Source organism: Flavobacterium silvaticum (assembly GCF_012911565.1).
Lineage (GTDB): Bacteria > Bacteroidota > Bacteroidia > Flavobacteriales > Flavobacteriaceae > Flavobacterium > Flavobacterium silvaticum.
On sequence record NZ_JAAMPU010000107.1, the window covers coordinates 452,015 to 469,374 of the forward strand.

The 17,360-nt window shown below is 43.8% G+C and carries 16 protein-coding genes; 3 read left to right on the forward strand and 13 right to left on the reverse strand.

The annotated features are described in order from the left end of the window. The 9 genes from G6047_RS13855 to G6047_RS13895 all read right to left on the reverse strand — a co-directional run bounded on the left by G6047_RS13855 (position 1) and on the right by G6047_RS13895 (position 10,157). Positions 1 to 2,388, reverse strand: coding sequence for a GEVED domain-containing protein (locus tag G6047_RS13855; RefSeq protein ID WP_169528212.1), 2,388 nt, complete (start codon positions 2,386 to 2,388; stop codon positions 1 to 3). Between the two features lie 89 nt (positions 2,389 to 2,477). Then, positions 2,478 to 3,668, reverse strand: a complete 1,191-nt coding sequence (gene fabV / locus G6047_RS13860) for an enoyl-ACP reductase FabV (RefSeq protein WP_169528213.1) — start codon at positions 3,666 to 3,668, stop codon at positions 2,478 to 2,480. Between the two features lie 42 nt (positions 3,669 to 3,710). Further along, a complete protein-coding gene (recN, locus tag G6047_RS13865; RefSeq protein WP_169528214.1) occupies positions 3,711 to 5,363 on the reverse strand; it encodes a DNA repair protein RecN in 1,653 nt (550 codons plus the stop codon). Positions 5,364 to 5,421: 58 nt separating this feature from the next. Further along, positions 5,422 to 6,309 carry a type IX secretion system protein PorD gene (porD, locus tag G6047_RS13870; RefSeq protein WP_169528215.1) on the reverse strand — a complete coding sequence of 296 codons (888 nt, stop codon included), beginning with the start codon at positions 6,307 to 6,309 and terminating at the stop codon, positions 5,422 to 5,424. Next, on the reverse strand, positions 6,302 to 7,510 hold the full coding sequence (gene coaBC / locus G6047_RS13875; protein WP_169528216.1) for a bifunctional phosphopantothenoylcysteine decarboxylase/phosphopantothenate--cysteine ligase CoaBC: 1,209 nt from the start codon (positions 7,508 to 7,510) through the stop codon (positions 6,302 to 6,304). The genes porD and coaBC overlap by 8 nt, the downstream gene beginning before the upstream one ends. A 5-nt stretch (positions 7,511 to 7,515) precedes the next feature. Next, the gene (locus tag G6047_RS13880; RefSeq protein WP_169528217.1) at positions 7,516 to 7,833 is read right to left on the reverse strand and encodes a DNA-directed RNA polymerase subunit omega; all 318 of its coding nucleotides are present in this window, start codon (positions 7,831 to 7,833) and stop codon (positions 7,516 to 7,518) included. Positions 7,834 to 7,840: 7 nt separating this feature from the next. Next, positions 7,841 to 8,635 carry an outer membrane protein assembly factor BamD gene (locus tag G6047_RS13885; RefSeq protein WP_169528218.1) on the reverse strand — a complete coding sequence of 265 codons (795 nt, stop codon included), beginning with the start codon at positions 8,633 to 8,635 and terminating at the stop codon, positions 7,841 to 7,843. Between the two features lie 105 nt (positions 8,636 to 8,740). Further along, positions 8,741 to 9,643, reverse strand: a complete 903-nt coding sequence (dapA, locus tag G6047_RS13890; protein WP_169528219.1) for a 4-hydroxy-tetrahydrodipicolinate synthase — start codon at positions 9,641 to 9,643, stop codon at positions 8,741 to 8,743. Between the two features lies 1 nt (position 9,644). Next, complete coding sequence (locus tag G6047_RS13895) at positions 9,645 to 10,157, reverse strand: DUF6913 domain-containing protein (RefSeq protein ID WP_169528220.1); 513 nt, start codon at positions 10,155 to 10,157, stop codon at positions 9,645 to 9,647. 76 nt (positions 10,158 to 10,233) lie between these two features. Here G6047_RS13895 and G6047_RS13900 point away from each other — a divergent pair, with 76 nt between their 5' ends. Both G6047_RS13900 and G6047_RS13905 read left to right on the forward strand, forming a co-directional pair. Continuing rightward, on the forward strand, positions 10,234 to 10,983 hold the full coding sequence (locus tag G6047_RS13900) for a 5'-nucleotidase (protein WP_317168289.1): 750 nt from the start codon (positions 10,234 to 10,236) through the stop codon (positions 10,981 to 10,983). Positions 10,984 to 10,987: 4 nt separating this feature from the next. Further along, on the forward strand, positions 10,988 to 11,896 hold the full coding sequence (locus tag G6047_RS13905) for a bifunctional metallophosphatase/5'-nucleotidase (RefSeq protein WP_169528222.1): 909 nt from the start codon (positions 10,988 to 10,990) through the stop codon (positions 11,894 to 11,896). On the opposite strand, the gene G6047_RS13910 is transcribed toward G6047_RS13905, so the two are convergent. Genes G6047_RS13910 through ligA form a run of 3 tightly spaced genes read right to left on the reverse strand, consistent with a single transcriptional unit; the run spans position 11,867 to position 15,284 of the window. Then, the gene (locus G6047_RS13910) at positions 11,867 to 12,568 is read right to left on the reverse strand and encodes a hypothetical protein (RefSeq protein WP_169528223.1); all 702 of its coding nucleotides are present in this window, start codon (positions 12,566 to 12,568) and stop codon (positions 11,867 to 11,869) included. The two genes, G6047_RS13905 and G6047_RS13910, sit on opposite strands and share 30 nt — an antisense overlap. Positions 12,569 to 12,621: 53 nt before the next feature. After that, positions 12,622 to 13,290 (reverse strand): lysoplasmalogenase family protein, encoded by a 669-nt coding sequence (locus G6047_RS13915; protein ID WP_169528224.1) that lies wholly within the window; start codon positions 13,288 to 13,290, stop codon positions 12,622 to 12,624. Then, positions 13,287 to 15,284 (reverse strand): NAD-dependent DNA ligase LigA, encoded by a 1,998-nt coding sequence (gene ligA / locus G6047_RS13920; RefSeq protein WP_169528225.1) that lies wholly within the window; start codon positions 15,282 to 15,284, stop codon positions 13,287 to 13,289. Before ligA ends, G6047_RS13915 begins: the two co-directional genes overlap by 4 nt. Before the next feature lie 96 nt (positions 15,285 to 15,380). Here ligA and G6047_RS13925 point away from each other — a divergent pair, with 96 nt between their 5' ends. Then, entirely contained in the window at positions 15,381 to 16,364 is a 984-nt protein-coding gene (locus G6047_RS13925) for an endo alpha-1,4 polygalactosaminidase (protein ID WP_235946552.1), read from the forward strand. Here the strand turns inward: G6047_RS13925 and G6047_RS13930 are convergent. After that, on the reverse strand, positions 16,361 to 16,834 hold the full coding sequence (locus G6047_RS13930; protein WP_169528226.1) for a DUF6495 family protein: 474 nt from the start codon (positions 16,832 to 16,834) through the stop codon (positions 16,361 to 16,363). The genes G6047_RS13925 and G6047_RS13930 overlap by 4 nt on opposite strands. Positions 16,835 to 17,360: the final 526 nt, after the last annotated feature.

A 17,360-nucleotide genomic window follows, 5' to 3' on the forward strand; every position in this document is an offset into this window, starting at 1 on the left:
TTACTCTTTTATGAATCGCTTGGTTATATACTGCGAACCACTTTTTATCCTGAGCAGATAAACCCCGGCAGAAAGTGATGCCGTATCGGCTGAATGCCAGTCCGGTGTAAAATGTGCTGTTACTTTTTGGCCGAGCGTATTGAAAATCTCAACTGAATCTATAGGCTCTGAAGTTTGTAAAGACAGTATATTTTTGACCGGATTGGGAGTTACGGAAAACAATTGCTGAACGGCATCGGCAGTTCCGAGCGTCGGGTCAAATGCACCTACACGGAAAGTCCCGACAACATCGTTTGCATATTCCCAAACCCGCACGTGAAGAAGAGTTCCCGGTGTAAGTCCTGCGAATGTCAGACTGGAAAAACCTTCCATACCCAAAATTCCACTATCATCATTACATCCTAAACTGATAAGGCCGCCACCGCATGTTCCGGTATATACAGCCATTCCGGTATCGCTCAAATCAGAACCTTCCGCAGATTGGGTCTGTATCGTGATACTTCCGCTGGCCGGTACTTCTGCAGAGAACCACACATCGCCACCAAAATTGAACTGGGCACAGCTTACGTTTGGCTCGCCAATGGTTTTTGTAGCACCTTCATTAGTAGCGGTAACTGCAAATTCAGCAAACGTAGCACCTACTTCAAGTGGAAACGCAGTGCTGCAATCGTCATTGGCCACAGCCGCAGGAGCAGTCGTAAAAGTGAATACGGCCGAATAGTCGCTCCAGACATCTCCATTGCACATTCCCTGCACATAAAAATCATAAGACGTTGCCGGCTCAAGATCATTGATCAATAAAGAACTATTGACATCCGACATAGCATCTTCTTCAGAAAAAGCAGCACCAGCAGGAAGCAGGACCACATTCCATTGTGTCTGACCACAACCTGCAGCCCAAACCAATATGGCACTTGTTGAGCTGAACGCAGAAACGCCAAGCCCGGTAGGCGCAGCACAACCTACTTGTTCCAAAATCGTGATGTCATAATCTTCCGTTTCTCCATATCCGTAATTCCCGCAAGGATCTATGCTGAATGAATCTGTATTCCAGGCATCACGGACGCGCATTCTGTGAACACCCGGCATCGCGTCGCAACTTACGGTGAAGTTCAGGCTTCCAGTTTGAAATGAATCGACATCATCAACCCCGCCAAGTCGTTCTTCTTCGGCAAAAAATCCGTCATCGTTATAATCTATCCATGCGGTATGATGTTGCTGCCCGTAAGAACCTACCGTAACCTGAAGTGTGTAATTCCCGCCTACGTTAAGTTCGGCGGTGTAGTTTGGCTGTCCTGTAAAGTAGGTGTAATAGGGGTTTATCGGTTCAGTCCCTGTATTGTTTGAAAGTGTCGTTCCCGGAATGACAATATTTGATATAAGATCGCCATCTGTTTTACCATTATCATATGTCGGCTGGCAATAACAATTCGCAGCTGCATTCATTTCTACCTGAATCGGTTCGCTGAAGGCAAATTGACTACCACAGGAAATCTTGCAACGATAATAGGTATCGGCAAATTGAAACGTGGTATACAAGTTTGATGTTTCTCCTGTCAGGTCTGCATAATCGACACCATTTTCAGACGATTGCCACAAATAGCTGATTCCGATTGATGCCGTATTTCCTTCTACGGATAATGTCACGGGAACGCCAAGACATACCGGATTCGCAGAGGCAACCGTTGTTCCGCCATCCGGTTGTCCGCTACACGGAGCCGGAGGCGTAAAGGTGAATTTACGACCTGTCAGGTTTGCCCCGGATGTGATCATTGTAGAGACAGTCGAAGAAACTGTAGGTGTTGTTCCCGGAATCACACTGAGATAAGAACCGGCATCGTTTATACCGACTGATGCGGAAGAAGGATCGGCTGTAGTGATTGTTCCATACCACATTTCAATGACACCGGTCGTTTCGCTCAACCGAACCTTAAAAGAGCCCACATTTCCATTCACGCCGCCTCCGCTGGAAACCACGATATTATCCCAACCGATGTCAAGTTTACGATTTGGCGCTACACCGGTTACCGTGTATGAAATAGTTCCGGTATTGCGATTATGATCGTCCCAAAAAACGGCAATGGCCGGAGCCTGGTCGTCCGTGTTGAAATAGTCGTTATTGAAAGCCGCGCCATTCATGGCCTGCCCCAAACGGATAAGTCCATTCGTACTGATACTGAATAAACTATACGTTGTCCCGGCGTATGGGAAATTGAATCCTGTAAGGGTAATTTCCTGACTGCTGTCATCACCCTCAACTGTTGAAGAAATGCCACCAACCTGTGTGTATGCCTCGGTGCTGGCCAAAAATTGATACTGTGAGGCGACCTGGCAAAAGCCTTCGGAAACACAAAATAAAAATAAGAATGCGAGTAGTTTTTTTGTCATGGGTTACGTGTATTTTGCTGCCTAAAGTACATATTATTCCATAAAAAAACCATCCCGAAAGATGGTTGATTTTCAGTAAGTAAAAAGTTTTATTTAATGCTCTCGATGGCAACCATTTCATTGGCTTCCTTGTCATAATCGACACCGCCCATCTCAAATCCGAAAAGCTTATGGAATTCATGGCTGTATCCTTTAAGATCGCCCAGTTCCGGGAGCGTTTCGGTATCAGCTTTTTGCCATAATTCGGCAACTTTAGCCTGTATTGCCGGATCCATTTCATAATCGTCTATGCGAATGCGGCCTTTTTCATCTACAGGAACTTCTCCTCCTGTATATAATCTTTCGCGATACAAACGGTCAATTTGTTCTATTGTACCTTCATGCGTCCCGGCATCTTTCATCACTTTAAAAAGCAGCGAAATATAAAGCGGGATTACTGGAATTGCTGAACTGGCCTGTGTCACCAGCGCTTTGTTGACCGATACATACCCTTTTCCGTTCAGCGGTTTCAATTTATCCGTAATGGTAAATGCACTGGCTTCAAGGTTGTCTTTCGCACGCCCGATCGTTCCTTTTCTGTAAACCGCTTCGGTAACTTCCGGCCCAATGTACGAATAAGCGATCGTAGTCACGCCTTCTGCCAAAACACCGGCGGCCTGCAATGCATCGATCCACATTTCCCAATCTTCTCCGCCCATGACCACTACCGTATTATCTATATCTTCCTGTTCGGCAGGTGCGATGGAAACCTCAGAGACTTTTCCGGTGTGGAAATCAACCGTTTTATTGGTATACGTCTGGCCGATTGGTTTTAGTGCCGACCGATGCAAAATACCCGTTTTCGGATGCAAACGAACCGGAGAAGCCAAACTGTAAATAATCTGGTCAACCTGACCGAGGTCTTTTTTTATCAGGTCGATTGTCTGCTGCTTGATTTCATCGGAAAAAGCATCGCCATTGATACTTTTGGCATACAATCCTTTTTCATGGGCAAATTTTTCAAACGCCGCAGTATTGTACCAGCCTGGTGATGCGGTTTTTCCTTCAGATGGTTCTTTTTCAAAGAAAACACCAATCGTGGCTGCACCTGATCCAAACGCCGCCGTAATCCTCGAAGCAAGCCCGAAGCCAGTCGAAGCGCCAATGACAAGTACTTTTTTAGGGCCGTCTATGTTTCCGTTCGATGTAACGTAATCTATTTGTTCGCGTACATTCTGCGCAGCTCCGTCCGGATGGGCCGTGAGGCAGATGAAGCCTCTCATTCTAGGTTGTATGATCATAAAAAGAAGTAAAATTTCCTTAACAAATATAGCTTGGATTTTTTAGTTGAGCAAAGCCCTTGCATGATTAATGGCCGAATCTGAAAGCTCGGAACCAGATAACATTTGAGCGATTTCATTCACACGATCATCGGCTGAAAGCAACCGGATTTGTGAACTCGTCTGTCCATCTGAAACCAACTTGAATACTTTGTAATGATAATCGCCTTTGGCCGCAATCTGAGGCAAATGCGTAATGGAAATAAGCTGCATATGGGCACTCATCTCTTTCATGATCTCCGCCATCTTGTGCGCGATTTCCCCCGAAACGCCCGTATCAATCTCATCAAAAATCAGCGTGGGCAAATTGCTGTATCTGGCAAGTGTAGCCTTGACGGCAAGCATGATACGCGACAATTCACCGCCTGAGGCAACTTTTCTGAGTGGTTGGAACCCGATTCCTTTATTGGCCGAAAACAACAATTCAATACTGTCCTTCCCAAAATCATTAAGCTGTTCCGATGGTTTCAAATCGATGAAAAAACGCGCATCGGGCATCCCCAATTGTTGCAATATAGTTATCAATTGTTGGCTCAATTCTTCAGATGAGCCGATTCTTTTTTGATGAAGTGACGCAGCCAGGTTTTCAAGTTCAATTGACAATTGCTGATTTTCATTTTCAAGCCGGTTTATTACAGACAGAAGTTCTTCGGTCGATTGTGTCTGTTCCGAAAGTTGTTGTTGTATGCCGATGAGTTCCGATACGGTAGAAACCTGATGCTTCTTCTGCAAATCCATGATTACCTGCAACCGGTTTCCAACACGCTCCATTTCTGCCGAATCTTTTACGATGCGCTGGCTGCACCGGTCCAACTCCGATGCTATGTCGGAAATTTCGATGCGAACACTTTCAATACGGTCGTTAAACGACTGGTATTGTTCTGAATAACCGGCTATTTTCTGAATCGATTGTTTAACTTCCGACAGTGTATTCCGCAACCCGAATTCATCTGAATCGATCAAGGCGGAAGCGCGTTCGAGGTTTTCCTGTATGGTTTCGGCATGGCTGAGTTCAGATAAAGTCTGTTCCAGGATTTGCTGTTCGTCTTCTTTTAAATTGGCCGCATTCAATTCTTCTAGCAGGAATTCGTGATAGCCTTGCTCTTTCTGTCGTTCGGCCAATTGTTGCTGTAGATCGCGAAGCTTTTTTGATTTGTTCCGGAACGAAACCAAAAGCCCGGAAAACTGCTGGCGCAAAATCACATTTCCGGCAAAAGCATCGAGTAATTCAAACTGATACGCATCGTCGGAAAGCGACAAGGTCTGGTGCTGGGAATGGATGTCGACCAATTTCTCCCCCAATTCCTGCATCTGTTGCAAATTCACCGGACTGTCATTTATAAAAGCACGGGATTTTCCGGTCGGCAATATTTCACGCCGAATGATGGTATTGTCATCGTAATCGAGATCGGCACTTTCAAAAAAAGAGTTGAGGCCGTATTTTTTGATATTGAAATGAGCTTCGATGACACACTTTTCCGTTTCATCTTTCATAGAAGACAAATCAGCGCGTTTACCCAAAACAAGCCCTAAAGCACCAAGCAAAATGGATTTTCCGGCACCGGTTTCACCCGTAATGATAGAAAACCCGGGCTTGAGTTCAAGCGACAATTTATCTATCAGTGCAAAATTGGAAATGCTGAGCTGTGTGATCATGGCGTATAAAACTAAAAAAAAGGCAGTTAAAAAAGCTACAGGCAACAAAAGGAGTTATCTACATTTTTATCCCCGACCATTTACTGGAATTCAAAGGGGAAAGTTTGTTGAGCCTGTCAATAAGAGGTGCAATGGGAATACTGGGGCCGCCGGAATATATCGATACCAGCTCGTCTGATTTCGAGTCGAAGAAAACCCGTGTCAGGAATGCATTCGGCCGCGCGGCATTCACCTTTGCCAACGTCTCCATAGATGCGGCGATTGCTTCTTTTGCAGCCTTTGGATCGATTGACATTTTATCGAGACCATTGCGGTGATACTCGTACATGGTGTCGTGGAAAGCACTATACGTACTGGAAAGTAAGTCGTTTATCAGGAAATACCGGTTCTGGTTTCCGTCAGATTGTTTCCAACCCTTATAATTTGTATTTGAAGCTGCATTGGCAATATCCTGGGCATTTTCAAAATACGACTGGCCTCCGTTGGGAGAAAAAGTATCGGCATCTATCCCAATCATGATAAAACTGTAAAAGGCCAGTACAGACACGAGGTTAGAATCAAAAGTGCCCGGATTGAATATCAGGTTCTGAAATTCGGTATAATCGAAATTGAAATCCTTGTCGTTGAAATTGAAAACCGGCGAAGAATATGTAGAATCGAACACCGGACGCGCCGACTGAACCTGTATACTGGCTGCAAACTGGTTGTTGCTGTAACTCGTTACGGTTATATACATGGAGCACGATATGCGCTCGTTTTGGTTGAAGCCTTGTCCCGTCCAGTCCGTACGGTTGACAAAATCACTGATAGAATTTTCAAGTGTCTTGAACACTTGGTTATTTGTCAATCCTGCCTGGTCGGCATTGATGGAAACGGTACAGTTAAGTTCCTGTGCCTGCAATGAAAGCCCTGTAAACAGGAATAATGACCAAAATATATTACGCATAATGAGCAATTACCTTATTGATTATGTCAGCCGCGACCTCTTGCTTGGTCTTCAGCCCATGGACTTCACGATTGAATCCTGAATCGATGAACGTCACTTTATTCGTATCATGCCCGAATCCGGCTCCTTCATCCCGAAGCGAATTGAGTACGATCAAATCTAAGTTTTTTTTCCTGATTTTGGCCTCGGCATTTTCTATTTCATTTTCGGTTTCGAGAGCAAAGCCGATCAGGAACTGATTTGCTTTTACAGCACCGAGCGACGACAGTATATCGACCGTTTTTTCCAGTTCGATGCTGAATTCCGCCTGTGTCTTTTTTATTTTCTGGTCTGCTGGGAATTTCGGACGGTAATCGGCAACAGCCGCAGCTGCGATGGCCGCATCACAGGAACCGAAATGTTCATGGCATGCCTTGTACATTTGAGCTGCCGAGATAACTCGGACGGTTTCGATATTGGAATCTGAAACAGAAAGATGCGTCGGCCCGGAAACAAGGATGACCTTTGCTCCCATTTGCGCTGCAGTTTTCGCAATATCGTAACCCATTTTGCCCGAAGAATGATTCCCTATGAAACGCACGGGATCGATAGCTTCGTATGTCGGGCCTGCCGTAACGAGTATCTTTTTTCCTTTGAGCGGAAGTTTTGCTGAGATTTCGGCTTCAATGAAAGCGACGATGTTTTCCGGTTCTGCCATTCTTCCTTCACCACTCAATCCGCTGGCGAGTTCTCCCGACTCAGCAGGAATGATATAATTCCCGAATTGTTGCAATTTGGAAAGACTTTCCAGTGTTGACGGATGTCGGTACATATCCAGATCCATCGCAGGTGCCACATAAACCGGGCATTTTGCCGACAAATAAGCCGCCATCAGAAAATTATCGGCCGTGCCACCCGACATTTTGGAAAGTGTATTGGCTGTTGCCGGAGCTATGACCATGATATCTGCCCAAAGCCCGAGATCGACATGGTTGTTCCACTCTTTTCCAGGATCGTCTTCTTCATAAAAAGACGTATAGACGCGATGTTTGGAAAGTGTCGATAACGTAAGAGGCGTAATAAAATCGGCAGCTGCCGGGGTCATGACTACACGAACCTCGGCACCTGCCTTTATAAATAACCGGACGAGCCAGGCGGTCTTGTAAGCGGCAATACCGCCGGAAACACCAAGCAGTATTTTTTTACCGTTTAAGACAGACATGCCTCTTATTTGGTTGTATCGCGGTGATAAATCTTGTCATCAAGCCATTCCTGAACCGCCAATGCGTGTGGCTTTGGAAGTTTTTCATAGAATTTGGAAACTTCGATCTGCTCTTTGTTTTCAAAGATTTCCTCCAGGCTGTCGTTGTACGTGGCGAACTCCTCCAGTTTCTCGGTAAGTTCTTTCTTGATTTCAGAATTGATCTGGTTGGCGCGTTTTGCCATAATCGTGATTGCCTCGTAAATGTTACCTGTAGATTCCTCTATCTGGCTCTTGTTGTAGGTAATGGTATTTACCGGTGCATTCGTCTTCTTTAAATCCATGGTCAATTTATTTGGAAAATTGTTTTAAGTCGTTCTCTATTTTCGCCATCATTTCGTCGGCGTCTTTTTTGTATTCGGTTCCTGAATTGAATTTCATCAGGCTCGAATAGGCTGCTTTTGCATTATTTAGTCGTTCTTCCATTTTGGAAGGTACGCTATTGATTGCCAATTTGTACATGGCATCCAACTTATAAAACAACGCGCCTTCTTTGAATTTCGATCCCGGATAATCAATCATGAAATTATCGAAAGCGACGATTGCCGATTTGAAATCCGATATCTTATGGTAATTTTTGGCAATTTCGTAAGCCTTCTTTTCTAATTTCTCCTGAAGCGCTTTTACCGATTCATTGGCTTCTTTGATGTAGGTCGAATTTGGATATTTGTCCAAAAATGCCTGGAATTTATCAAGCGCCTTATTCGTGTCAACCTGGTCAAGGTCATAAACCGGGGCAAGCTGTGCGTAACTTTTGGCTGATAAAAATGCAGCTTCTTCTGCCTTTTCACTTTTCGGGTAACTCGCCACAAAACTCTCGAATTGATAACCTGCCAAATAGTACTGCTCGCTTTTGTAATAGGATTGGGCAAACATGTAAAACATTTTTTCTGCTTGCGGCTTTCCCTTGTAATTCGGGGCCATTTGCTCGAACAAACGGATTGCTTTGGTGTATTTACCTTTGTCGTATTTTTTCTCGGCAGCAGTATATTTAAGCCCCATGTCTTCCGACTTAAGGGCTTTTTGATATTCACTGCAAGAGACAGTAAACACGGCAATCAGTAACAGGCATGCGAATCTTTTCATTCTAAAGCTTCGGGGATTTCTCATTTTCAGCGGGTTTGGGCATTCCCAAAAACCAACCGCAAATTTAGTTATTAATTCAGTAAGTCAAAATTTTATTTACACGTATCAGATTGCCTTCTCAGAAACCTGTGATTGGAGCTTTTTTGTAAACGAATCCAAGCGGTTTGCAAGGTCTGCATCGGCGCTGACCAACGGCAACCGGACCACATTCGTGCTAAGCCCGAGTGATTTGAATACTTCTTTGATGCCGGCCGGGTTTCCCTGTTCGAAAATCATGTCGATGGCATCGGCGATTTTGTAATGCAATTCATAGGCTTCATCTACGCGGCGTTGCAATCCGAGACGGACCATTTCTGAAAACAAAGCCGGAAAACCTTCTGCAATGACCGAAATCACACCACTTCCGCCAGCCAGAACCATAGGCAAGGTCACCATATCGTCTCCTGAAATCACTAAAAATCCGTCCGGTTTTCCCTGGATCAGTTTCATGGCCTGGACAATATCACCTGCAGCTTCTTTAATACCAATTATATTTTTGAATTCCTTTGCCAGTTTGAGGACCGTTGCCGGAAGCATATTACTTGCCGTACGTCCCGGAACATTATACAGAATTACAGGAACAGGAGACACCTGGGCAATGGCCTTGAAGTGTTGATAGATTCCTTCCTGAGTCGGTTTGTTGTAATACGGTGAAACTGAAAGTATGGCCGTAAATGCAGAGAAGTCGCGCGATTTCAATTCGTTTACGATCGATGCCGTATTGTTTCCGCCGACACCCAGCACCAAAGGCAACCTTCCGGTATTCGCGGATACGATCGTTTTGATGACCGCTTCTTTCTCTTCCGAAGTCAACGTGGCAGGCTCCCCCGTAGTTCCCAAAACCACGAGATAATCGATGTTGCCGTCAATCTGGAATTCGACGATTCGGGCGAGTGCTTCGTGGTCTACAGAACCGTCGGCTTTAAATGGAGTGACAAGCGCTACGCCTGTTCCGATAAGGGATTTCATATCAAATTCTATTAAGTATCTTCAAATATCGGAACAATTCCGACACAAAAAGCGATGGATTTTCAATTGGCGAATCGATTATCAGATGATTCAGTCTTTTATCTACCGAAGCAAAACCGACTTTGAACCTGGCTTTCGACGTTTCCGATGCTGCAATCAGCGAGGCCTTCTCATCAACGTAATAATTGATAAGTAAATCAAGATGCGGGCTCAATATAGGCTGCGAATTTTCTGAATCCAACGTCCCGTTCCAATTCAGGTCTTTTATGGAATAAGCCGGAAAACCAACATCGGCAGTCGCTTTTGAAACCAGTACCAAAGACCTGATGTTTGCCTGTTCGATACCGTATCTGGTCAATTCAGAAATCAACTGCGGCAATTTGTCTGCAAAAACTTCATCGGTTAAAATACCTATAATCCGAATCTTATCCACCGTTTGGGCAGCATAGGAATCAGATAACCGTTTTTTAACGATTTTTTTCGCAACAACGCCCTTCAGGTAATTTAAAAACATCCTAATTTTATGGCCTCCGCAAAGGTAAGAGATTACGTATTTGACTACCGCGGCAAACTTAAAAAACTATAACGTGGTGCTTAGGCGTTTTGTTTTATTCTTAACATTTGCTTCTTGTTGCATACTTTCTGGCTGCAGCAGTTCTGTTACCCAAATAAAAGGAAGCAATTTTGCGGTTACTGAAAAGGCGGGAAGTTCTTCCGAAATAGATAAATTCATCAAACCATATCGGGATAAGATCGATGCCGATATGAATACGGTTTTGGCTTTCGCGCCCCAAACCATTGACAAATCCGGCAAGCTGCAAACGCCAATCGGGAATTTATTTGCAGACATGACGCTTGAATCGGCCCGCTTCCTGTTGTCCAAAAGAGAAAACAAGACGGTTGATTTTTGCCTGCTGAATGCTGGCGGCGTGCGTTCCATCATCCCAAAAGGAAATGTAACGACGCGCGTGGCTTATGAAATCATGCCATTCGATAACAATCTGATCGTGGTCGAACTAAAAGGACAGCAAGTACAGGAATTACTGGAATACTTTGCTTCTGAAAAAAAGCCACACCCAATTGCCGGGATTCATTTCGACATCAAAGACGGCAAACCTGAAAATGTATTTATCGGATCTGTTCCTTTCGATAATAACCGGAATTATACGGTCGCTACAAGCGATTACTTGTATAACGGAGGCGACAATATGTTGTTTTTCAAAAAAGCGGTCGCCAAATACGATCTCGATTACAAACTGCGCAATGTGCTTATCGATTATTTCGAAAAGAACGATACGATTGTTCCCGATGCTTCGGAACGTGTCCACCTGATAAACTGATACTATGAAAAGACGGGATTTTTTACAACGTTCGATTGCCGGTTCTGCCGCGCTTACTTTGGGCGGGCTTTCATTGGAATCATTCACCGAGGCACCAAAACAACTGACGATACTTCATACGAATGACGTCCATAGTTATATCGATCCGTTCCCAATGGATCATCCGAAATTTCCCGGAAAAGGCGGCGTGGCCAGGCGAGCGGCAATCATAGAGCAAATCCGGGCGGAACAACCGAACGTGCTGTTGTTCGATGCAGGCGATATTTTCCAGGGAACGCCGTATTTCAATTATTACGGGGGCGAACTTGAAATGAAGCTTATGAGTATGATGAAATACGATCTCGGCACGCTCGGAAACCATGATTTCGACAATGGTGTCGAAGGATTTTACAAACAAATGCCCCACGCAGATTTTGGGTTCGTCAGCGCGAATTACGATTTTTCAAAAACGATATTGAAAGATTTGATCCCACCATATCATATCTTCAAAAGACACGGGATAAAGATTGGGGTATTCGGTCTTGGAGTTGCTTTCGAAGGTTTGGTCGATCCGAAAAATTACGGTCAGACGGTTTACATCGACCCACTTGGAGTGGCTAAAGAAATGGTATCGGAACTCAAAACGAACCAGAAATGCGATTTCATTATTTGTCTTTCACATTTGGGATATGACTACATAAACGAGCCGGCAAAAATATCAGATATTAAACTTGCCGCACAGACAAGCGGAATTGATTTGATAATCGGCGGACATACACATACGTTCCTCGAAAAACCGTCGATCGTGAAAAATCTCGAAGGCCACGATGTCGTCATCAACCAGACCGGATGTTATGGCGTAAACCTCGGACGCATCGATGTGTTTTTTGAAAAAGGGAAGAAATCAGTTCACGGACGAAGCATTATCGTCTGATTTTTCGGTAGAAATAACGAATTCATAAAACGTGTAGAACGCAAACACGTTAAGCCCCATTGCAATCGGCCGGAAAATGATAGGTGAATATTCCGATAGATAGAATTTTTCGACGAATACGATGAACTGGAGCGACCCGAAAAGAATCCCGCTGAGTAACAACCACGAATTGCGCTTGCTGTCATTCATGATATAGTGGGAAAAGGCGATTCCGCAAAAAATGGAAATCATCAGATTCTGCATGATGAGTAACAAGAAACTGCTTTCCGGTACTTCCGTCACCATAAAAAGATAGAAAAATACGATAAGGAAAGGGATCGTCGCAATAATCGTCGGAATGAAATCCCTGATTTTAAGCAGCAAAATCAAATAAATTATAATGAATACCCTGTGGATGAGAAAAACTTCAAGACCGTAATTCAGGGTTGTGATCGTTGAGGGTATAAATAACAGGTTCGTCAGCAATGAAAGCGTCATAATGACAAAATACAACCAACTGCGTCTTTCCGAAGCCAGGAAATAAATTGCCATCAGCGTAAAAGGCAATAGCGGTTTGAAAACGTAGATAAGCGGTTTGTACGCAAATAATTCCGCAATCACTTCAACTATCCCGATAAAAAAATAGATGACCGTGGTCCAATACACCGCCTTACTTCTTACATCTGAATTCATTTACTGGCGATTAGGTAAGTGTTAAAAATAAATTAAAATTAATAATTTTTAAATCACCTTTTTCTAAAAATGAAATATTTAATCACAAAATAATATGAAAAAACCTGGAGTGCTAAATCGACACCCAAATAGTGTTTGACGGATAATATCAGCGTAAACAACACATAGAAAATATCTGACACACAGTTAAATAAAGCCGTCATTGCCATATAAAAAGACATATTCGATGAACTGCCGTGAAAATGGTAGGCAGCCATAGCGCACTGAATTCCAAGGACCACACCATAACCGGCAACCGGAAGGACAAGCCCGGACCTACCTGGATCTAAGAACGATATAAGTGTGTAGGCGATAGCAACGATTAAAAAGAAAACGAATGTAGCCATGGCAAATCCGCCCCACCTGAATTTCAATCGGGCCACATCGCGCCCCATAAAAACCAACAACAGCGCATAAGACAGTACATAAGGCAGCATGATCACAAGAATTTCATTCTGGAAATGCATCAGGACTAACGTATCGCCAATGAACGTCAATAACAGGAAAACCCCATACCAAATATTGAACGGTTCTTTTTTCGCCGACAAATAATAAAACAAAATGGCTGGAATTATGACCGGTTTTGCGATGGTCATCAGTACATCATCATTCAAAAATCCGGCAAGTACCGTAAGGATACAAGCAGAGAAATAAAGCCATAATGCGGGTTTTCTTGCCCTCATGAAATCATATTTTGGAAATCGGTCTCAGACAGGATTGGAATATTCAGCTTTGTAGCTTTCTCCAATTTCGCAGGCCCCATATTATCGCCTGCAATCACGTAATCTGTTTTGGCCGATATGGAGCCGACAACTTTTCCTCCGTTATCTTCAATCGCGATCTTGATTCCGTCACGTGAGAAATGTTCAAATACGCCCGATACGACAAAGCTCTTGCCTTCCAATTTATTGGTCGCATTCGGATTGATGCGTTCCCGTATTTCGAGTTGGACTCCGTAATTTTTAAGCCTCTTGATGATTTCCAGGTTTTGGGGATTTTCAAAAAACGATACTACACTTTGGGCGATCCGCTCCCCTATTTCATCTACAAGGATCAAATCCATCAATGATGCGTGGGAAATGGCTTCGATGGATTTATAATGCCTGGCCAGTTTTTTTGCGACCGTTTCACCAACGTACCTGATTCCAAGGGCAAACAACACATTTTCAAACGGTATCGATTTGGACTTTTCGATTCCGTTGATCAGGTTTTCCGCAGATTTTTGCGCCATTCTCTCAAGCGGAATCACCTGACCGACTGTCAACTCATATAAATCGGCGTAATTGTGAACGAGGCCATTATTGAAAAGTAATGCGACGGTTTCGCCACCAAGGCCTTCGATATCCATTGCCTTCCGTGAAATATAATGCTGGATGCGCCCGATGATCTGAGACGGACAACCGTAAAAATTCGGGCAGTAATGCTGGGCTTCACCCTCAGACCGGACGAGCTCGGTTCCGCATTCCGGACAATGCGTCAGATAGACGACAGGTTCTGCATTTGCAGGACGCTTGGACAAATCGACAGCGATGATTTTAGGAATGATCTCGCCTCCTTTTTCTACAAAAACTTCATCACCAAGCCTTATATCGAGTTTCTCAATCTGGTCAGCATTGTGCAGGGACGCACGTTTGACGATTGTTCCGGCAAGTGAAACCGGCTCCAGATTCGCGACAGGCGTAATGGCTCCGGTTCGGCCTACCTGGTAGGAAATGGAATTCAGGCGGGTCGAAACCTGTTCGGCCTTGTATTTATAGGCGACGGCCCATCGTGGTGATTTTGCCGTGTAACCGAGTTCGTCCTGGTATTGGAATTCATTTACTTTGATTACCACACCGTCTGTTTCATACGGAAGGTTGTGCCTGTGTGTTTCCCAATAATCGACGAATTCGAAAACCTGATCCAAACCGGTACAAAGCTGTGTTTCTTTCGGTACTTTGAAACCCCAACCTCTTGCTGCTTCAAGGCTTTCGAATTGGGTTCGGAACGGAAGCCGGTCTGCGGCTATATTGTACAACAAACAATCAAGCGGACGTTTTGAGACTTCGGCACTATCCTGTAACTTGAGGCTTCCCGATGCCGTATTCCTTGGATTTGCATAAGGCGTCTCTCCTATTTCGATTAAAGCGGCATTCATTTTTTCAAAACCGGCAAGCGGCAATATGATTTCGCCTCTTATATCGAACTTATCAGGATAATCGCCTTTTAGTTTCAGCGGTACCGATTTTATGGTTTTGATATTCCGCGTTACGTTGTCGCCCTGGAAACCATCGCCCCGGGTTACGGCTTTTGAGATTTCGCCGTTTTCATAAGTGATGCTGATTGAAGCGCCGTCGTATTTAAGTTCACACGTGTAAACGATAGGAATTTCACCAAGTGCTCGTTTGATTCGTTTTTCCCATTCGACTACTTCATCTTTTGAATAGGAATTATCGAGAGAATACATTCGCCTTTCATGGACGACGGTTTCAAAATTCTTGGTGAGTCCGCCGCCGACACGTTGCGATGGGGAATTTTCATCGAAAAATTCAGGATGATCCGATTCCAATTGCTGAAGCTGCTTTAACTTCTGGTCGAATTCAAAATCTGAAATCGTCGGGTTATCGAGAACGTAGTAATTGTAATTGTGATGTTCAAGTTCGTCGCGCAGTGCGAAAATGGTTTGTTGGATGTCCATTGCAATTTTTGTTGGCCTTTGCAATTTAGCCAATTTTTGAAATCTGCCGGTTAAAATAAATCTGTCGGAATGTTGTTATCTGATAAAATGCGATTTATGAAAAAGATACTTCTTCTCCTGCTTTTTATACCGTTTTTTTCGTGTTCGGATTCCGATGATTCTTCAGGCAATAATTCAACTGACGGACAAAATTACAAACAGCTGATGCGGGATTTCGTGGTTTCGATCAGCCAGAATGCAAAAGCAGACAATCCGGGTTTTATCGTCATTCCCCAAAACGGAATCGAATTGGTCACCCAAAACGGTGAAGAAAATGGCTCGCCGGATTCCGCTTACCTCAACGCCATAGATGGCAATGGACAGGAAGATCTTTTCTACGGATATGACACTGACGACCAGGCAACACCAACCGAAACCAATGCATATCTTCGTCATTTCCTGGATATTTCAAGACAGGCAGGAAAGACGATCCTGGTTACCGATTATTGCTCCACACCTTCCAAAATGACTGATTCGTACAACCAGAATGCATCGGCTGGATATATTTCTTATGCCGCTCCTGAACGCGCGCTGAATGTGATTCCAACAACTGACATCCACAATGAGAATACGGTTGACATTACATCTCTTTCACTGGCAAAAAACTTTACTTTCTTTGCCAACCCCGAAGGTTTTTCTTCCAAAGCCGAATTTGTCTCTACGGTGGCTTCGACGAATTACGATGCCATAATCATCGATTTATTTTACGATGGGGAACAATTGACGGCTACGGATGTAAATCAATTGAAATACAAAGCCAACGGCGGAAAGCGTCTCGTGATTTGTTATATGTCGATTGGAGAAGCGGAAGATTACAGATATTATTGGGATACAGGCTGGACAACATCGCCTCCGTCATGGCTTGCTGCTGAAAATCCGGATTGGCCCGGAAATTTCAAAGTCCGTTACTGGGACGAAAATTGGCAACAGTATATTTTCGGATCGGCCGACTCTTATTTATCGAGGATCAAATCAAGCGGTTTCGATGGTGTTTACCTCGATATTATCGACGCTTTCGAATACTTTGAAAACAATGGTTAGGAATCCATTACGTTTTTTAACTGGCGATAAAATTCTCCGTCGCTTAAAATGGCACCTTGTTGAATCAAACCAAAAATATCGGCATTCCTATCACCTGAAAAGATTTTTGTCCCGATACGGATTTCAATGGCATCGGTGAATAAATTGTCTCCGAGGTATTTCATTCCTTCTATCGTCAGTAAATCGACTTTCGGATCCGGGCAATGCAAGACTATGGAATGCATTTCGGCCTCATCGCAATTAAAAAGAAAGCCATGGCTTTTGGAGAAATGTTCGAGGAATTGAGCCTGAGACAATACGCCTTCCCAAATTAAGTCGCTGAATACATCGAGTTCCTGTTCCGCTATTTGGGGCTGATTGGTTTTGATAGTATCCCACTCGTTTTTGTCGATGGATTGCGTCGCCAGGAAATTTATGAATTCTGTATGTAGGGCTTCGAATTGCTCTTTGGTGAGACGGGCGTATTTCATTTGGTTTATTGTTTTTCGCTTTGCCCAAAATTAGACACTAAGACCCGAAGACGCAAAGTTTTTTATTTTATCGAAGACGAAGATCATGCTTCGCATCTTTTGAAGGGACGGGTCATTTTATATTTTTTTTGCCACGAATACGCTAAGGCATGAGGAAAGTTCCTGAAATTTTCGAAGCCTAGCCGCACGTACCTATAGCTATAGGTACGTGCGGCTAGCTTTTGGCAGGTAAAGTCGATATTTTGCTGGTTTATGAGGGCGATTAAAAACCCGGGCAATGCGAATAGTGCTAAGCAAAAGCCAGGAGAAGTCTTGAAAAATACAATTTGCCGACAAAACTAATAGCGGGCAGCCGAAATATACTTCAAAAAACTGATGCATTAATTTGCTTAAAGATACATCCGGCTAACCTAATCCAAAAAAATCCAATTTTCCAATAAAAAGAAACTCCAATATTTAACATTTGGTACATAAAAAATGTATGCAGGATATTTCAGGATTTTGTAGGGACAACATTGGCCCCTCC